Below are 15,144 nucleotides of genomic sequence, written 5' to 3'. Positions count from 1 at the left end.
CGACCGGCGCCCGTATATGCATCGGACGCCGGTTGTTATACCGCGCTTACTCCTCTATCAGTTCGGCCACCCCATTCACATTGAGGTAGACCTCTTGCGCAAAATCTTTCCGTACCTGCCGCATCAAGTCCAGCAAGCCCGGAATTTGAGTGAGCGAGCGGAGCGCCACGGTGAATTTTTCATTTTCATCTTGGTAAAGACGGTTCTCTCCACCGCCATATTGGTTAAAACCGATGACCTTCTGAACAAAAGTCTGCGCAATCTGCGGCATAAGCCGCTCTTTTTTGTTGTTAAGCGTGAAGTAGGAGAACAAGCGACCATATCGAAGTTGTAATATAGCATGTATGCGATAAATTGTATGACTAATTATGGCGCAAGTGAGGTATACTATGAATAAGGAGTATCAGATCAAGTTTCATTACGTCGAACATCCAGACGGTTCGGTGCCGACCGTTCAACTGATTCGGGACATCGTCCATTTAGGGAAAGAAGACCCCTTGTTTGCTCGGTTAGCCAGACATTTCCGGTATGCGCTATCCACGATCGAACTACGCGGGGTGCCCGATTGGAACATCCAAAACTTTTCCTATGAGTGGACGATCCCAACAAAGAATGGTTGGACGGTTCGAGTGGATCCCTTAGTCAAACGCTTGAACCATGCGTACCCACTCTATGAACTCAGAATCAATGAGTGGCGGCACCGAGGACAGGAAATCCAAATGGGATATGGTCTTCGCTTAATATTCTTCACCCATTATCAAGGCCTTATCCAACACATTTATTTCGTGAATGGCATGATTAAACGAGAAAAGTCACCGGCGCGATTCGAGGAGCTGATCGCAGAAGCGTTACAAATATATGAGTCATTTAAAACCAATTGGATTAAGGGGGAATAAGCATGAAAGTCAGTGACATGAAACATGAAGACCTGATGCGGGAACTGGATGAAGTACCTGGCGTGAAAGAGTTCATGGAGAGTTTCCCTGTATTAATAGCCCACCAAATCATAGCCCGCCGCATCGACTTAGGCTGGACACAAGAAGAATTGGCCAAACAGGTGAAGATAGTAACAGGTGATTCCATGCCGCAATCTACCATCTCCAGAGTAGAAGGAGCATCTCCTGGTATCAAAGCGGAAACGTATGAAAAAATCTTACGTACCTTGGGGATGAAAAAACTAATGATCGAGTTTGAAGATTGCCCGGATGCAGCCCAAAATGAAATTCATATCCGGTCTGGCTCATTTGCATAGCGCGCATACGACTTTTTTTGTATGTAAAAAACGGCCTTTATGTGGGCCGTTTTGTCTTCTACTATTCAATCCTTTAACCCCAACTTTTTTAACAACAATTCATGTTCATTAGGGTATTTTGCTTTGATAAATTCGGTTAACAATTCATCCCACCGATGACGGGCACAATCCTCAGAGCAGGTACGCCCCATCATCGTCGCTTCTATATCCGGAAAAGAAGTGAACCTATAATATCCGGCTTCTTCTTTACTGGACACCTTTTTATTGCACCAGTCACATTTTTAAATGACCATTCTTCTTTTCGATCTAAGCCAAATTCCGTGTAGTGGTAAACAAGCGAACCGTGCCGATTATAACGGTTACTAAAATCGAATCCGTCATATGAGAAATCTAGAACTAAATTATGCTGACTAATGATCTCGTCTACATCGTCCAGCTCATAGAACTCAAGTAATTTCTGAATGATCTCTAGTGCCTGCTCTTTTCTGATAATGTAGCGTCGATCAGTCATGAAAACGTCTGAACCCTTTATCTCAATAAAAATGGGCCTCTCTGGTTGCTTCCACTTCTGCGACAAATAATCACCCCCATTTGATTTAATTAGAAACATACGACAAAATCACGTGACAATTAGGAAAATAGAATGAAGGTATGTGCTACATGCAACTTTGCACTAGTTCGTTTTTTGTGCGTCCTTATGCTTGTGTTTTCTCAGTCCAATATTCCATTAGCCCTTTCATAACAAGATTGACATACACCCTTGAAAGTGGAGCATCGACAAAAGAAACGTCATCCGATCTTAAAGGGAGCAACATTTCATATGAGCTAACAAAAGTAAAAGAACCGTCGCAAAGACCGTTCTTTTACTTTTGTTTTCTTCGATTGTTCCTGGTTGCACCACTGTCCCAAATAGCTGGCTCGCTCAGCTGATCGGCACCAAGTGCCACGTCAACGGCTCTGTTGACAGATGAACCCATTTCCTGTGCGAATGGGGTGGTTGGAGCCAATTCCAATATCCCAAACAGCCTGAAATGACGTACAGATTGTCCCCTTTCTGCTCAAAATGCCAAACCGTTGACTCCCGTTCCCTGTCAAGAACCAACCAACGCTTCAATCCCCTGACCCAAGTCACCGACTCTTCCTTATCCAACATTAGCGCTTGGATGCGATATCTGGTATCATCAAACCGATGAAGCCTGATGGGCGTCCCCCCCAACGGATCAGACGCGTAATTCAGCAACACCGCTTGCTCCCAGCCAGACATTCTTTCAAAAGTCAACGGCCTTTGGCCATTGTTTCCAGGGACCAATTTATACATTTTGCTTGTGTCAATCCCATTCGACGACCCATTCATTTGTTTGTTCTCCACTAATTGCAATGACATTGGTCAACTCACCTCAAATTCCATTAATACAGATAAGTTCTTCATCATCCCAATATATCATCCATCTTTTTCCATTAATTTGTTACCAATTTATTTCATTTCTGGTTTGTGACACGATCTGGATCGGGGCTTAGATCCGAAAGTAAGGGACACCCATGACAAACGCTTTCATATCAGCCAGGCGCATGCCGACACTAATAATGGAAGTCTGTGCAGCAAACAAATTTACATTTCAAATAAAAATGCACGTTTTAACTCCAGCAAACATGCGATTCGCAACGTCATGTAAGTCAATGGCAATGAAATCAGCCTTTCCCCTTTTATTCATCTCAACGTTAGGCGTATAATATTTACAAATAGTATGATAAAATTTGAAAGGAGGAAGGGAAGTGACGATTCGAGCCAAACATCGGAAACGGTATAGACTCGTCCCGTGTGCGCTGGCCCCCGATGGGCAAATCATCTCGCCCGAAGAAGCGGTGCGCGGCAACCTGCACTGGTGCCCCGAATGCAAAAACGCATTGAGCCTGCGCTTAAGCAAATTGCAGAACCCCTATTTCGCGCACACGAACAAAATCAAGTGCAAACTGGAGCATTCGTCAGTCGTCCTGGCCAAACATGTTCTCCATTTGGTGTTGACCCGTTGGATGAAGGGAAGCGGTGATCCGGTAGAAGTGCAACCCTTCTGCGAAAAACGCTACGAACTCCCACGGGAAGAGATCCATCAAATCAAACTGAATCACGGCATTCGCATCCACCCCAAACGGACGCTCCACTCCCATCTCTCCCTGCTTGATCAGCACGGTTATCCCATCTTGCACATCGAAATCCGGGATAAGCCCAGAACCCGGCACATCAAACATCCCTCTTGGCTGGAAGTCTCCGCCGAAGAAGTCTTATCTAATCCCTACCTACTTTCATCACTCAACCCACATATGAACTTTTCAACATCCATTCCAACCCAATTGAACCTATTTGATTTTGCTCCACCCTATCCTTCATTGTCTAGCCACCACTAAACACGACTTTGCCTTTCAGTTAGAGGAGTGCCGTGTCATCAGCTCATTATTTTGATCAATTCTGGTGAAGGAGGTGATGTAGCAAAAACAGGTGAACCCAACGAGCGATTTCACAAGTCATCAGCAAATAAAACATCCTTTCCCAATGGGCAATCGTTGTCGTGCGCATAACACGGTTGGGAGGGCTTGCATGGAAGAAATCAGCAAACGAACCAATGCATCGTTAAAAAAACATGGCTTCATGCCATAACGAATGGGGAGATTTTCATGAATAGAAAAATGAAATCATTTGCAATCACAACAGCGGCAGCCATCATTTTCTCTGTTGGCATGTGTCACACTGATACTGTCTTGGCATCCGCAAGCAAAACAAGCAACGAACGGCAAACGCAAGCCCTTAATCAAGTAGAAGTAAGTGCTTATTACGAATCGGTCTGGATTGCTGGTGGCAAGCTTCTCCGTTTTACTGGCAATCCAGACAGCCGGATTGACGGCACACTTTATTTGATTGACAACCCTGACCTTCCACAACAGCCAGGCGGCAAATATATCGCTGTTCAGTTTTATGACAAAACCGGTAAGCTGGCGTACGAATTCAGACATGATGTGACTGACATTCCCAACACCGGGAAGGAGCGGTATGTCCACTATTACGAAAAAGTGAAAGGCAACTACAAAGTGAAGGTTGTCGCGCACAACTTGGGCTTTGACGGTGTGCTCGCCCATTAAGTTCCGCTACACTGAAACAGCAGAAACAAAAACCCTTAAAAGCATTCACTCCCTTGCTTTTAAGGGTTTTATTATGCCCGCGGCTACATTGGGCGCTTGCTTTGCCGCGGATTAACTTCTTTTCTGCTGATGCTTTTCAACGATCTGCACCGATTTCGCATAAAAAGCCTGACATGGGCAAAGCCTGCTATTATGCGCTCTGGTCGCACTACGTTAAAGGATGGGGGATGGCATGCAAATCCGTGTTTATAAGTTGGATGGAAGACTCTGCACTAATCGAAGAACTCAGCCAAATCGGCGTTCTGATTGTAGTGCCCTGGTCGGCCTAAAAACCAGCATCGGCAAAGGGAACCGGGAGTCGCGATGAACTCATTTTGACCGCCGCAACCCCCTAGCAGTCGGCACAGGGATGATGAAATCGGCACTCCAGCGCGGATCATTTATCTCCAGCGGCAAGACGGGTGCCAAGGATTTTCACGGCAGAAGCGGCGGCGGTCGCGGCGGCAAGACGGATGCCAGGGGTTTTCACGACAGAAGCGACGACTGTCACGACGATCGCGGCGGCAGGACGGATGCCAAGGGTTTTCACGACAGAAGCGACGACGGTCACGGCGGCAAGACGGATGCCAGGGATTTTGGCGGCAGAACCAGTTTTGGTATTGATCAATGTTTGCTTCCTCTTCCAACATCGCTTCTAACTCTTCCCATTCGCCCATCTCTTCGTCATGAAGCATATCTGGATAGAAATCCAACAAATCCATGTTTTATCCCTCACTTTTGTTTTTGTGTTCTTGTCATGAAAAATATATGTGGCACTTTCCTATTCCGCTCTGGGTGAATCAACCATTTACTCTATATTCAGGCCGATGCCCTACCGAACCCACATGTTCCGGAAACATTCACAGTCCTCGTCCGATTCACCCGCATCCATTGCATATGATGAGATTGGAACACGTTCATGATCAAAGGAAGTGGCAACCCAACATGGAATATGAAACGCTTTATGAAACTTACAAACCCTTGCTGATCTCAGTCGCTTACCGGATGGTCGGCACGCTCGCGGACGCCGAAGATTTGGTTCATGATGTGTTTGTGAACATCCAGCGCAACGATGTCGGACTGATCCGCCATCGCAGGCTTATCTCATCAAGTTGATCACCAACCGCTGTTTGAACTTCTTAACATCCGCGCGCCAAAAAAGGGAGACCTATGTAGGGCCATGGTTACCTGAACCCCTGCAAAGCACAGGCGACCACGCAGACCCAGCGACGGAAGTGATCCAGCAGGAAACCATGGCCTACGGCTTGCTGGTGATGATGGAGCGACTCTCGCCCGTAGAACGAGCCGTGTTCGTGTTACGGGAAGCGCTTGGTTATACTCATGCCGAAATCGCCCGTGTCTTGGGCAAATCAGAAGACAATTGCCGCAAAATATACAGCCGCGCTAAAACCAAATTGCAAACGTCCTCCGGCCTCCCCTCTTGCAAATCGGCTCAGGCCGAGGCACTGGCGCAAGCATTTCAGCAAGCGGTTCATACCGGAAAGTTTGACCGTTTTATCGACTTGTTGACCGAACATGCCGTCTTGTTGTCTGATGGTGGCGGAAAAGTCCGCGCCGCCATTCAACCGATCATCGGCCGCGAACGCATCCGTGCCTTCTTGGAAGGCATCACCAGAAAAGGGGCTTTCCATGGCGTTCTATACCAAGTGACCCTGAATGGGCAACCCGGGCTGTTGTTGATTAAAAATGGACAACAGGCTGTCAGCATGGCTATCACCTTCGCCCCGCATGAGAACAGGACGCAAGCGACGCACATCTTTCTCGTCAACAATCCCGATAAATTGCAGCACCTCAGCCATCCCGCGAAACCGCCCCGGGAATGAACAAAAATAATTGCCGCCGCAATGTCACATTTCCCCGTTGTCCATTGTCTATTACTATGCATTACCCAATCCAAGGACAAACGGAGGAGATACGATGAAAACGCGAATGAATTACCGCCAAGCCAACCCCGGTGCGTTGGCGACGATGTTTCAGTTAGAGAAGTTCATCAATAGCTCAGGACTCGATAAAACATTAATTGAACTCATCAAGCTCCGCGTTTCGCAATTGAACGGCTGCGCGTATTGTGTGGCCATGCATGCCAAGGACTTGCGCAAATTGGGGGTGGAGGAAGAGCGCATTGATCTGCTCCCGGTATGGCGCGAGGCCCCCGTGTACACAGAAGCAGAACAGGCGGCACTGGCCTTGGCAGAAGCGGTCACGCACATCTCCGAGGCTGGAGTACCTGATGATCTGTATGATCAAGTTCGAGTCCACTACGACGAGACGCAGTTCGTAACACTCATCATGGTGATTAACACCATCAACAGCTGGAATCGCATCGCCATCTCTACCGGCATGTTTCCCGGATGTGATCGAGATTGGTAAAAAAAGAGCGGGATGGGGTACCACACCCCATCTCGCTTTCTTCTGCACACCGCCTCGATCCCATGCCACGGCAGACCTGCTTAGTAGTTTGATAATTAGACGTATGATGTATGACCTCACTATCCCCTCTTGTCCCGAAACAAAAGATACGCTGGACACGGCCGAGCTGCTCCTTGCACACCTCCAAGGCTTGTATTGCGAACCAAATGTATCACGATCTTCAAGCGTTTCTAAATCCCATTCTTACGCTAAGGGTTATTCGTCGCCGCCCTCCACCCGGTACCAACTCTTAATCTCTTTCGTCACATCCATGTCCGCCAACGCCAGCAAAACCTGCCGCAAATCATGTTTGGTAATCTCATGCGTCACCAACACAATCTCCGCTTCTTCGCTTTCTGGAAGCGGCTGTTGGATCACTTGGCCGAGAGAGATGTTATTGTCAGCAAATAACTGGGTGATACGAGCCAGCACCCCGCGCTGATCCGTCACCACCATGCGCAAAAAGTACTTGGACAGCTTTTCCGTTTCTTCTTTCATCCGTTTTTCTTTGTATGGAGCAACCATCCCCTGCCCATTGACATGTAGCTTCATATTTTTAACCACCATCACTAAATCTGATACGACCGAAGTAGCCGTGGGCAATTCGCCCGCACCTGGTCCGTAAAACATCGTTTCGCCTACTGCTTCGCCATACACATACACGGCATTAAACACCCCGTTGACAGAAGCCAGGGGATGGGAGTGATGAACCATCGTCGGCTCGACACTCACCTCGATCTTGTCATCGTCGCGCTGGGCGAGTCCCATCAGCTTAATTTCATAGCCTAGCTTTTTCCCAAACGCGATATCATCTTGAGTTACTCCGCGGATTCCTTTCACAACCACTTCTTCCAGCGCCACCGGTACCCGGAACCCCAGTGTGGACAAAATGGTCATTTTGCGCGCAGCATCGATCCCGTCAACATCGGAAGAGGGGTCAGCCTCCGCAAATCCCAGAGCCTGCGCCTCCTTCAGCACTTCCTCATAGGAGGCCCCATCTTGGCTCATCTTGCTCAAAATGTAGTTGGTAGTGCCATTGACAATCCCCATGATTTTGGTGATGCGGTCAGAGGAGAAACTTTCTTCCAGCGCCCGCAGAATCGGCACGCCTCCAGCCACACTGGCTTCATAAAAAACGTCACTCCCCCGCTCTTTGGCCAAAGTTAAAATCTCCGCTCCATAAAGCGCCATCAGATCTTTATTTGCCGTGACGACATGTTTGCCCCGCTCTAACGCGGCACAGATGTATTCTTTGGCCGGATGGATGCCCCCCATCACCTCAATCACCACATCAATGGCGGGATCTTGCAAAATCTCTTCCGCCCGATCGGTAACAAGATGCTCCATGCCGGGAACGCTCCGCGGCTTGTCCCGATCGCGAACGAGGATCTTATGGATGTTCACACCCATTCCCGTTTGTTTGACCAAATCTTCCTGATGGGCTGAAATAATCCGCACCACGCCTGTCCCTACTGTTCCAAAACCCAACAAGCCGACATTGACTGATGTCCGTTGCATCTTGAACCTCCTCTGTCAAAGTGGAAGAATGATAAACTACCCAAACCGAATGTCTCTATACAATGGACAAATGTTTACTGGATGCGAATAGTATAACGGAGTCGGGTGTCTATGACAATACCTAAAAATCAAATTGTTTTGTAAATGTTTCATAAAGCTCACTCCTCGCCCAATCCAGCTCGCCGATCAAGCGGTTGGCCCCTTGCATGCGGGGTACCTTAGCCCATCGCAAAAACCCACCCTTCCGCTCAGGAAAAGGTGGTTTTTTGTATTCGGCGTCCCTGATAAGTAGTCCTTTGCCTTTAATCCTCATCAAAAGGCGATAATCGAAAGAACTTACATGCTTGCTCTCCTAGCCGACATGGGCTGTTTGTCCCACTGCTTGTTCGGCTATGGCCTCGGCATGGATAGTTGTCGTGTCAAACAACGGCAACGCGCAATCGCTCTGTTGAACCAGCATGGTCAATCCGTCCCGCTGATTTTCGTCATCCCTTCGCACCAATTTCCCATGGGTGGCACGTTGTCCATTCAACGGCGGGTGAAGCTAATTGAATACGCCCGCCTTCATGACTCCTATATTGTCGAAGATGATTATGACAGCGAGTTTTGTTTTGAAGGAACTCCGGTTCCTTCTTTGCAGGGCATGGCCCCGGAACGAGTGATCTATGTTGGCACATTTAGCAAAATCCTATCCCCTGCGATCCGGATCGGCTATCTGATCCTGCCGCCACCGCTCGTATCCCAGTTCCGCAAGCACAAATGGTATTTGGATCGCCACTCTCCTTTGATGGATCAAATGATTTTGTCCCGTTTTATCCAAGAAGGGCATTTGGACCGCCACATACGCAACATGAAAAAGGTGTATCACAAAAAGCGCAATCATTTGATCAAAGCGCTCACCCACCACTTCCCCCAAGTCAACATCTTGGGGCGCAAAGCGGGGATGCATTTGGTGGCGGAGTTCCCCGGCTTGCCGAATCCGTGGAACATTACGCCTTACAAAAAGGCCGGCACCGCCATCAAATCGTGTTGGGATTCGGCGGGCTGTCCGAGGAGGAGATCGACAAGGGGATCGCTGTGATCAAAAAAGCGGTGGATCACAAGAGATAGAAATATGCCCAACGGCTCTGGGGCTTGTGCGGACAAGCGCAAAAGGGGTAGGCCAATGACCTACCCCTCTTTCTATGGGTATGCGTGTGCAACTTCTAGCGAGGCACTGAAAAGGTGCGTTTGGATGGCCCGCCCAAATCCGGGAAACTGAGCCGTGTTCACGCCCTATTTAGTCACGAAGCTTAGCAGAGAGGACATTCATCTCCGGTGACGACAGATTGGTGATTTGCACCTCATGGATGCCTGTTTTCGCGCCTTCCAAATAACACTCTCCCGTGGTTTGGAAGTTGTAGTTGTCCCCCAGACAGGAATCAACTACTTGGCCTCGGCGGTTCAGCAGCTTAATCTCATAGGAACCTTGCCAAGGATCTTCCCCATCCCGCCCGGAAGCGATTTGCGTGATCTCGAGTACTTTGGTTCCTTTTGGCAAAAACACTTTTCCGGAATGGATCGACTCGCCCGGATACAATACGCCGGCACCGGACCAGTATACATGGCCGGTTACGGCCGCTCCGGCTACGGACGGAAATGCAAACCCGGACAAGAGCATCGCCGTAACCAATGCGTAAGTGCAGCCTTTCCCTTTTTTCACCATGAAAACCATTCCTTTCAATGAAAATAGTCCTTCTTGTTAATTGTATATTAAAACAAAAGTGTTTCGCCACAATTATTAATTATTTCATATTTGTAAATAAACGGAACAAAAGATATATATTCCCCATCAAGTCATTTGCAGACCTCCCCATACGGCTAACGCCAGCAGCGCCTGCGCCAAAAAATACAGCGCCATCAGCACCAGTTCCGCCCATGGGAACGGACGCACAAACCGGTTCCACGCCAATACTGCATCCGACCAATAGAATGCGCCGGCACCGGCGATGAGGAGAGGGGAACGGGTCTGCACCGCCATCACCAACATCCAAGTGATCACGGCGATGTAGCAACCGACCGCCACCATCAGGCGGTTTCCTCCCTCCCGGACGACGCCCGCGCGCAACACCAACATATACCCTACGCCTACGCACACCAATGCAGCCAACAACCCTCTCGGCATTGGCGTATCACCTCCCACCGTGGAAAACGCGGCCACATAACAAAGATGCGCCAAGAAAAATGCACCCAATCCCTCCAAAAAACGCTCCTTCGGCAACATCAGGCAGATATCCCCGATCAAGGAGCAACATAAGCCGATCAGGATTAGCCAATCAGCCCGATCACCCCCATCCAAACCGGCCACCGCCATGGCGATGATTAGCCCCATTGTACCGGGCTTGAGCACATATTTCCCCGTCTGGTACCGCTTGGCCAACACCGCTAGATACGCCAAGCTGGACAGCATGATAACCCCCAACCAACTGTACGGCATCGCCTTTTTCCTCCTCTTCTTTTTCAACGCAAGCCAAATAAAGTACGCAAATAATCATTCAAGAATACCCCGTGCGGGTCCAGCTCCGCCCGAACCCTTAAGAAATCGGCCCACTTGGGATAGCTTGCGGCCTCAGCTACCGCAACATCGGCGATGAGCCGAATATGCGCGATGGAGTCCACCATCAATGTGATCGGTACCCCTTTCTTTAACCATGAAACCGCTTGGGCGATTTCCTTCCGATCACAGGTGGGGTATGCGACTAACAGATCAATAAACCCCTGCTCCGCCAAGAACCGCGCTTCGGCCAAGGTATAACACATCACCCCTTGAAAGCGATTACTTTTCTCCGTAATATAGCGCAAGATCTCAACCGAGCGAACCGCCTTGCTAGCGATGCGGATCTGTTTATGGCCGCTATGTCTAAGCACGGCTTCAATATTGGCATCAAGCCGATCCATGTCAAGAAACGCAAAAGGCTTAGGTACATCGGCAAACAGCGTATGGTACGATTCATACGCAGATGCTGATTGCACCTACTCTTGCCGCGCATGTTGTTCCAGATCACGAACGGTATCGCTTCGCCCCACTTCCTTTTCGCTTTTAAACGTTCCCAACAGCAAGTCAAACGCCGGGCTGGTGACCCCATACCAGTAATGCTCATTTTTGAAGTGATGGCGCAAGTGGAGTTTTTTCATCCAACGCCCCCAGGGAGTGAGCGGGATGATGGGGCGGTGAGCGACATAATGGCACCATTCATAATAAAGCAGAAAACCGATCACGCCTGTCACATAAGACACCGTCCACGACAGACTGGATGTGATCAAATAGACCGTCCCCGCGGCCACCGCGATCAACGGCAAGCTGTACCAAGCGGGCAAAAACAACAAATCCAGCTTATGAGGGTCCGCATGATGGTCATAATGAAGCCGTTTGAGCCATTTCAACAATACTGGATGTTTGGGGGGCGGCAGATGGAAAAGAAAGCGGTGAATAAAATATTCGCTCGCCGCATAAGTGAGCATCCCAATCCCCAATGGTACCCACCCTTTAACCGAAGTCAACTGCGGCGCTGTCACGACCAAGCCGCTCACAAAGAGCACACCCATCAGCAAAATATCGGGAAACAGCCAAAACTCTTTCACTGTCTTCGCATTCATCGTCTCTCCCCCGCTATGGCGTTTTGCCATTCCTCTAAGCTTTGAGTCATCATTGCGCGTGCCAGCTGTTCCGCAGACGTCGCCTCTTGCGCCAAAGCCGCCTCCAACAAATCATGATAATAACGCCGCGATGCCTCCCGGCGCGCTGACTCGGCAAAATAAAGGCGAGCCATCTTCAGGTATACCTGCTCGAAGCTGTTCAAAATCAGCACATAAATGGGATTGGGCGACAGATTGGCCATGCTCTTCTGCAAATGCCAATCAAACGCCGCAAATGCATCCGCACGATCTTCCAACTGCTCCAGTGTGGACAAGAGCGCAACCACTTTGGGGCGCTGATTCGCCACTGCATCCCTAACATATGCCGGAGTCAGGGAGATCCGCAATTCCAGCAAGTGGGTGATGACTTCACCCGTTATTTTCTCACTATTGCGTACAATGTTGACAAGCGTATTGAGTGTCCCGTGTTGCCAGAAATCCTTTACGATAGCGGGTTGCCCTTTGCGCACTGCCAACCATCCATCCCGCTCCAAGCGCTGAATCACTTCCCTGACGATGGGTCGTCCCACACCAAGGCGACTCGCCAGTTCCCGTTCCGACGGCAATGGGCTACCAGCTGGATACTCCGCCTCCAAAATCGCTTTGATCAGTTGCCTCTCCACCCGGTCCGACGAACGTTGGGGCTGATCAATCTGTTTTACCAGTTCCTGCACGCTCCTGCCTCCCATCATGGTCTTACCAGTATGCACTTGCGGTATTACTACTATTTTATTTAATATTCTAATTATTATCTATATAAATCACATAATATTTGTATCTCCTTCTTTCATCAACCCTTATGGTAAACTATCCCTGTGCAACTGAAAAATGGAGAACCAGAACTCCTTTTATATATATGTAGAAAATTGTTCACAAACGGGTAAATAGATGATGAAGAAACAAAAAGCGAACACGGGAGCGGCTTCACCCTTTCATCGGGCTGGCAAGCAAGCGACAAGGCCCGGACGCGCCGCTTCTCCGCACATGCGAAAGGCGTTGCTTTAAGCCTTCTACGATATGAAACAGAGAATGGGGGAGTAACTATGGTCTTATATCGTCCGCTTGCCAGTTTGGGAATCGGTGCCGCAACGGTTGATACGCAATTGGCGGATAGCCAAGCCAGCGCCGGAGGAGAAGTAAAGGGGAAAATCGTGATCAAAGGGGGCAATGTTCCCCAACAAATCGATCATATCTATCTCTATCTCGTCATTCAGTATCTAAAAAACGGCAAAAAAACATCCCATACCTTGGAAAAGTACCAACTCGCTCAGCCGTTTGTCATCGAACCAAACGAGAAAAGAGAAATTCCATTCCAAATCAGACTGCCACTGTCGACCCCGCTGTCGACGGGAAGCTATCCCATCTACTTGAAAACGGGACTGGATATCAAACACGCCATCGATCCTAGCGACACAGATAAAATTGAAGTGTTTCCCCACCCGCTAGTTCAGAAATTGCTAAAACAGATCGAAGATGCCCAATTTATTCTGTATCGCATCTATAATGAATACGACCCAACCCTTAAAGCGCAACCCTTCGCTCAAATATACGAATTCCGACCAACCGGCAAATACCATGGTTATTTGGATGCGCTGAAGGTGAACTTTCATATGAATGAAACACACCTGGTCATGAACATTGAACTCATTCGTTCGACGCAGTCGTACATGACCACTATGGAATGGCAGTATCAAGGCACCCACCAGGCCGTTTACGTAGACAATCATCAAACGTTGACAGACCCGATGGACAAGGTGCAACAGATACTGACCCAACGCCTTGACAATCAACCAATGAGAGGACTGCTGCCATGAACTTGTTACTATTGGGCGCCACCGGGCGGGTAGGTGGGCATGTGCTCCGCCTCGCCTTGCAAGACGGACATCATGTCACCGTACTTGTACGCAATCCGGATCGCATCCCTTGCTCACACCCAAACCTGACCCTCCTGCATGGGGATGCACGGCGTCCGGAAGACATCAGCCGAGCCGTCACTGGGGTAGAGGTGGTCATCAGCGCCCTTGGCACAGACGGGACAACCACCCTGACCGATAGTGTACGCGCGCTCGTGCCGGCAATGGAACAGGAACGCATCAAACGGATTATCACAGTGGGAACGGCCGGCATTCTGCAAAGCCGAGTCGCCCCCGCCCTGTTGCGTTACCAATCATCCGAATCCAGGCGCCGCATCACCACCGCCGCCGAGGAACATCACCGCGCCTATCAACTCCTTTGCCAAACAGCGTTGTCATGGACGATCGTGTGCCCAACCGCTTTGAAAGAAGGGCCCTCGCCAGCACCTGTTCGGGCGCAACGCGATTATTTGCCTGAAAACGGCACTTGGATTTCCTTTGCTGACACCGGCGCCTTCGTCTATAGTCAAATCAACGATCTCACCTACGTCCAAGCCCGAGTAGGCATCGCTTACTAGCAGACAGCTCCAAAACCATCGACAACTTGCCAGATACGCCTCAACCCGCCTCAGGTACCTGCATGCCCAGTGGCGGGTTTCATTGTGCCTGCGCCATCCACCCGCCATCAAAAAAGGATCATCCCCTGCGCTACGTGCACAGAAGGGATGATCCCCGTCCAGTGTTAAGCTTCGCCTGTGATCCTGGCATCAATGGGCGGTAGGCGCGGATAACCCGACGCGGTTCACCCGCGCCCGACTTCACATTGATCATCGATTGTCCGATCATCGCGCAACCGGCCATGCCCCCAAAGAATCCGCTGACGACATTGGTCAGGCCCTGCCCCCGGATTTCCTTGTTTTTATCACTATCCGTGTCGGTCAACTCATCCAGCAATTTGGCGGTGAGCAAGGATTCCAAAATGCCGACCAACGCCAAGGCGAAAGAGGTTGGGAAATAATCCGGAACGTGTCAAAAGTGAACGGAATGTCCGGCCATGCGAACTCCGGCAACGCTCGCTTACTCTCCCCCATATCTCCGACCGTTTTTAAATCTAAGCCCAAGCTGATGCTGATCACAGTCATCAGAATAATCGCTACCAACGGAGCGGGCACTACGGTCGTTCAGACTCTTGGAAGCGCTATTAAGCTGGCAGCTGAACACGAAAAAGGGAAGCTGTCAGGGTCA

General features: G+C 49.5%; 20 protein-coding genes and 1 pseudogene. 11 read left to right on the top strand and 10 right to left on the bottom strand.

Annotation, left to right across the window (positions count from 1 at the left end):
- Positions 1-46: 46 nt before the first annotated feature.
- Positions 47-271: a hypothetical protein gene (locus QQZ12_RS01810; RefSeq protein ID WP_102991750.1), complete on the bottom strand. Its 225-nt coding sequence runs from the start codon at positions 269-271 to the stop codon at positions 47-49.
- Positions 272-389: 118 nt separating this feature from the next.
- On the opposite strand from QQZ12_RS01810, the gene QQZ12_RS01805 reads away from it, so the two are divergent.
- Together QQZ12_RS01805 and QQZ12_RS01800 are read left to right on the top strand one after the other, a co-directional pair.
- Positions 390-896 carry a hypothetical protein gene (locus QQZ12_RS01805; protein ID WP_284723869.1) on the top strand — a complete coding sequence of 169 codons (507 nt, stop codon included), beginning with the start codon at positions 390-392 and terminating at the stop codon, positions 894-896.
- Between the two features lie 2 nt (positions 897-898).
- Positions 899-1,252 (top strand): helix-turn-helix domain-containing protein, encoded by a 354-nt coding sequence (locus QQZ12_RS01800; RefSeq protein WP_102991748.1) that lies wholly within the window; start codon positions 899-901, stop codon positions 1,250-1,252.
- A gap of 65 nt (positions 1,253-1,317) precedes the next feature.
- Here QQZ12_RS01800 and QQZ12_RS01795 read toward each other — a convergent pair whose 3' ends face one another.
- On the bottom strand, positions 1,318-1,509 hold the full coding sequence (locus QQZ12_RS01795; RefSeq protein ID WP_123827408.1) for a hypothetical protein: 192 nt from the start codon (positions 1,507-1,509) through the stop codon (positions 1,318-1,320).
- 665 nt (positions 1,510-2,174) lie between these two features.
- The gene (locus QQZ12_RS01790; RefSeq protein ID WP_102991746.1) at positions 2,175-2,636 is read right to left on the bottom strand and encodes a hypothetical protein; all 462 of its coding nucleotides are present in this window, start codon (positions 2,634-2,636) and stop codon (positions 2,175-2,177) included.
- Positions 2,637-3,025: 389 nt separating this feature from the next.
- On the opposite strand from QQZ12_RS01790, the gene QQZ12_RS01785 reads away from it, so the two are divergent.
- From QQZ12_RS01785 to QQZ12_RS01760, 6 genes are all read left to right on the top strand, one after another.
- Entirely contained in the window at positions 3,026-3,655 is a 630-nt protein-coding gene (locus QQZ12_RS01785; RefSeq protein WP_154988110.1) for a competence protein CoiA family protein, read from the top strand.
- A gap of 267 nt (positions 3,656-3,922) precedes the next feature.
- On the top strand, positions 3,923-4,384 hold the full coding sequence (locus tag QQZ12_RS01780; protein ID WP_102991744.1) for a hypothetical protein: 462 nt from the start codon (positions 3,923-3,925) through the stop codon (positions 4,382-4,384).
- Positions 4,385-4,845: 461 nt separating this feature from the next.
- Positions 4,846-5,082, top strand: coding sequence for a hypothetical protein (locus tag QQZ12_RS01775; protein ID WP_123827407.1), 237 nt, complete (start codon positions 4,846-4,848; stop codon positions 5,080-5,082).
- 286 nt (positions 5,083-5,368) lie between these two features.
- Positions 5,369-5,539, top strand: coding sequence for a sigma factor (locus QQZ12_RS01770; RefSeq protein ID WP_284723868.1), 171 nt, complete (start codon positions 5,369-5,371; stop codon positions 5,537-5,539).
- On the top strand, positions 5,536-6,267 hold the full coding sequence (locus tag QQZ12_RS01765) for a sigma factor-like helix-turn-helix DNA-binding protein (RefSeq protein ID WP_284723867.1): 732 nt from the start codon (positions 5,536-5,538) through the stop codon (positions 6,265-6,267). Before QQZ12_RS01770 ends, QQZ12_RS01765 begins: the two co-directional genes overlap by 4 nt.
- A gap of 94 nt (positions 6,268-6,361) precedes the next feature.
- Entirely contained in the window at positions 6,362-6,814 is a 453-nt protein-coding gene (locus QQZ12_RS01760; protein WP_102991741.1) for a carboxymuconolactone decarboxylase family protein, read from the top strand.
- Positions 6,815-7,069: 255 nt separating this feature from the next.
- Here QQZ12_RS01760 and QQZ12_RS01755 read toward each other — a convergent pair whose 3' ends face one another.
- Positions 7,070-8,371: a homoserine dehydrogenase gene (locus QQZ12_RS01755; RefSeq protein ID WP_284723866.1), complete on the bottom strand. Its 1,302-nt coding sequence runs from the start codon at positions 8,369-8,371 to the stop codon at positions 7,070-7,072.
- 340 nt (positions 8,372-8,711) lie between these two features.
- Here QQZ12_RS01755 and QQZ12_RS01750 point away from each other — a divergent pair, with 340 nt between their 5' ends.
- Positions 8,712-9,452: an aminotransferase-like domain-containing protein gene (locus QQZ12_RS01750; protein WP_154987900.1), complete on the top strand. Its 741-nt coding sequence runs from the start codon at positions 8,712-8,714 to the stop codon at positions 9,450-9,452.
- A 198-nt stretch (positions 9,453-9,650) separates the two neighbouring features.
- On the opposite strand, the gene QQZ12_RS01745 is transcribed toward QQZ12_RS01750, so the two are convergent.
- The 5 genes from QQZ12_RS01745 to QQZ12_RS01725 all read right to left on the bottom strand — a co-directional run bounded on the left by QQZ12_RS01745 (position 9,651) and on the right by QQZ12_RS01725 (position 12,720).
- A complete protein-coding gene (locus QQZ12_RS01745) occupies positions 9,651-10,076 on the bottom strand; it encodes a hypothetical protein (protein ID WP_123827406.1) in 426 nt (141 codons plus the stop codon).
- A gap of 126 nt (positions 10,077-10,202) precedes the next feature.
- Positions 10,203-10,847 (bottom strand): lysoplasmalogenase, encoded by a 645-nt coding sequence (locus QQZ12_RS01740; RefSeq protein WP_284723865.1) that lies wholly within the window; start codon positions 10,845-10,847, stop codon positions 10,203-10,205.
- Positions 10,848-10,870: 23 nt separating this feature from the next.
- Positions 10,871-11,383: a D-arabinono-1,4-lactone oxidase gene (locus QQZ12_RS01735; protein ID WP_102991735.1), complete on the bottom strand. Its 513-nt coding sequence runs from the start codon at positions 11,381-11,383 to the stop codon at positions 10,871-10,873.
- Complete coding sequence (locus tag QQZ12_RS01730) at positions 11,384-12,007, bottom strand: sterol desaturase family protein (protein WP_102991734.1); 624 nt, start codon at positions 12,005-12,007, stop codon at positions 11,384-11,386.
- Positions 12,004-12,720 (bottom strand): GntR family transcriptional regulator, encoded by a 717-nt coding sequence (locus tag QQZ12_RS01725; protein WP_431606285.1) that lies wholly within the window; start codon positions 12,718-12,720, stop codon positions 12,004-12,006. Before QQZ12_RS01725 ends, QQZ12_RS01730 begins: the two co-directional genes overlap by 4 nt.
- 369 nt (positions 12,721-13,089) lie before the next feature.
- Between QQZ12_RS01725 and QQZ12_RS01720 the strand changes: the two genes are divergently transcribed.
- Both QQZ12_RS01720 and QQZ12_RS01715 read left to right on the top strand, forming a co-directional pair.
- Positions 13,090-13,860, top strand: a complete 771-nt coding sequence (locus tag QQZ12_RS01720) for a sporulation protein (protein WP_102991732.1) — start codon at positions 13,090-13,092, stop codon at positions 13,858-13,860.
- Positions 13,857-14,477 carry an NAD(P)-dependent oxidoreductase gene (locus tag QQZ12_RS01715; protein WP_102991731.1) on the top strand — a complete coding sequence of 207 codons (621 nt, stop codon included), beginning with the start codon at positions 13,857-13,859 and terminating at the stop codon, positions 14,475-14,477. Before QQZ12_RS01720 ends, QQZ12_RS01715 begins: the two co-directional genes overlap by 4 nt.
- 232 nt (positions 14,478-14,709) lie before the next feature.
- Here QQZ12_RS01715 and QQZ12_RS01710 read toward each other — a convergent pair.
- Positions 14,710-15,080 (bottom strand): annotated as a pseudogene (locus QQZ12_RS01710) (SulP family inorganic anion transporter); the annotation flags it as partial.
- Positions 15,081-15,144: the final 64 nt, after the last annotated feature.

Source organism: Laceyella tengchongensis (assembly GCF_900182735.1).
Lineage (GTDB): Bacteria > Bacillota > Bacilli > Thermoactinomycetales > Thermoactinomycetaceae > Laceyella > Laceyella tengchongensis.
The sequence above is the reverse complement of the archived record's forward strand: the minus strand, read 5'-3'. Positions and strand labels throughout refer to the sequence as shown.

What these genes read in the sequence shown, in the direction of transcription:
- QQZ12_RS01810 (WP_102991750.1), bottom strand. Translation starts at nt 271, where the DNA reads ATGCCGCAGATTGCGCAGACTTTTGTTCAGAAGGTCATCGGTTTTAAC.
- QQZ12_RS01805 (WP_284723869.1), top strand. Translation starts at nt 390, where the DNA reads ATGAATAAGGAGTATCAGATCAAGTTTCATTACGTCGAACATCCAGAC.
- QQZ12_RS01800 (WP_102991748.1), top strand. Translation starts at nt 899, where the DNA reads ATGAAAGTCAGTGACATGAAACATGAAGACCTGATGCGGGAACTGGAT.
- QQZ12_RS01790 (WP_102991746.1), bottom strand. Translation starts at nt 2,636, where the DNA reads ATGTCATTGCAATTAGTGGAGAACAAACAAATGAATGGGTCGTCGAAT.
- QQZ12_RS01780 (WP_102991744.1), top strand. Translation starts at nt 3,923, where the DNA reads ATGAATAGAAAAATGAAATCATTTGCAATCACAACAGCGGCAGCCATC.
- QQZ12_RS01770 (WP_284723868.1), top strand. Translation starts at nt 5,369, where the DNA reads ATGGAATATGAAACGCTTTATGAAACTTACAAACCCTTGCTGATCTCA.
- QQZ12_RS01760 (WP_102991741.1), top strand. Translation starts at nt 6,362, where the DNA reads ATGAAAACGCGAATGAATTACCGCCAAGCCAACCCCGGTGCGTTGGCG.
- QQZ12_RS01755 (WP_284723866.1), bottom strand. Translation starts at nt 8,371, where the DNA reads ATGCAACGGACATCAGTCAATGTCGGCTTGTTGGGTTTTGGAACAGTA.
- QQZ12_RS01750 (WP_154987900.1), top strand. Translation starts at nt 8,712, where the DNA reads ATGCTTGCTCTCCTAGCCGACATGGGCTGTTTGTCCCACTGCTTGTTC.
- QQZ12_RS01745 (WP_123827406.1), bottom strand. Translation starts at nt 10,076, where the DNA reads ATGGTGAAAAAAGGGAAAGGCTGCACTTACGCATTGGTTACGGCGATG.
- QQZ12_RS01740 (WP_284723865.1), bottom strand. Translation starts at nt 10,847, where the DNA reads ATGCCGTACAGTTGGTTGGGGGTTATCATGCTGTCCAGCTTGGCGTAT.
- QQZ12_RS01730 (WP_102991734.1), bottom strand. Translation starts at nt 12,007, where the DNA reads ATGAATGCGAAGACAGTGAAAGAGTTTTGGCTGTTTCCCGATATTTTG.
- QQZ12_RS01720 (WP_102991732.1), top strand. Translation starts at nt 13,090, where the DNA reads ATGGTCTTATATCGTCCGCTTGCCAGTTTGGGAATCGGTGCCGCAACG.
- QQZ12_RS01715 (WP_102991731.1), top strand. Translation starts at nt 13,857, where the DNA reads ATGAACTTGTTACTATTGGGCGCCACCGGGCGGGTAGGTGGGCATGTG.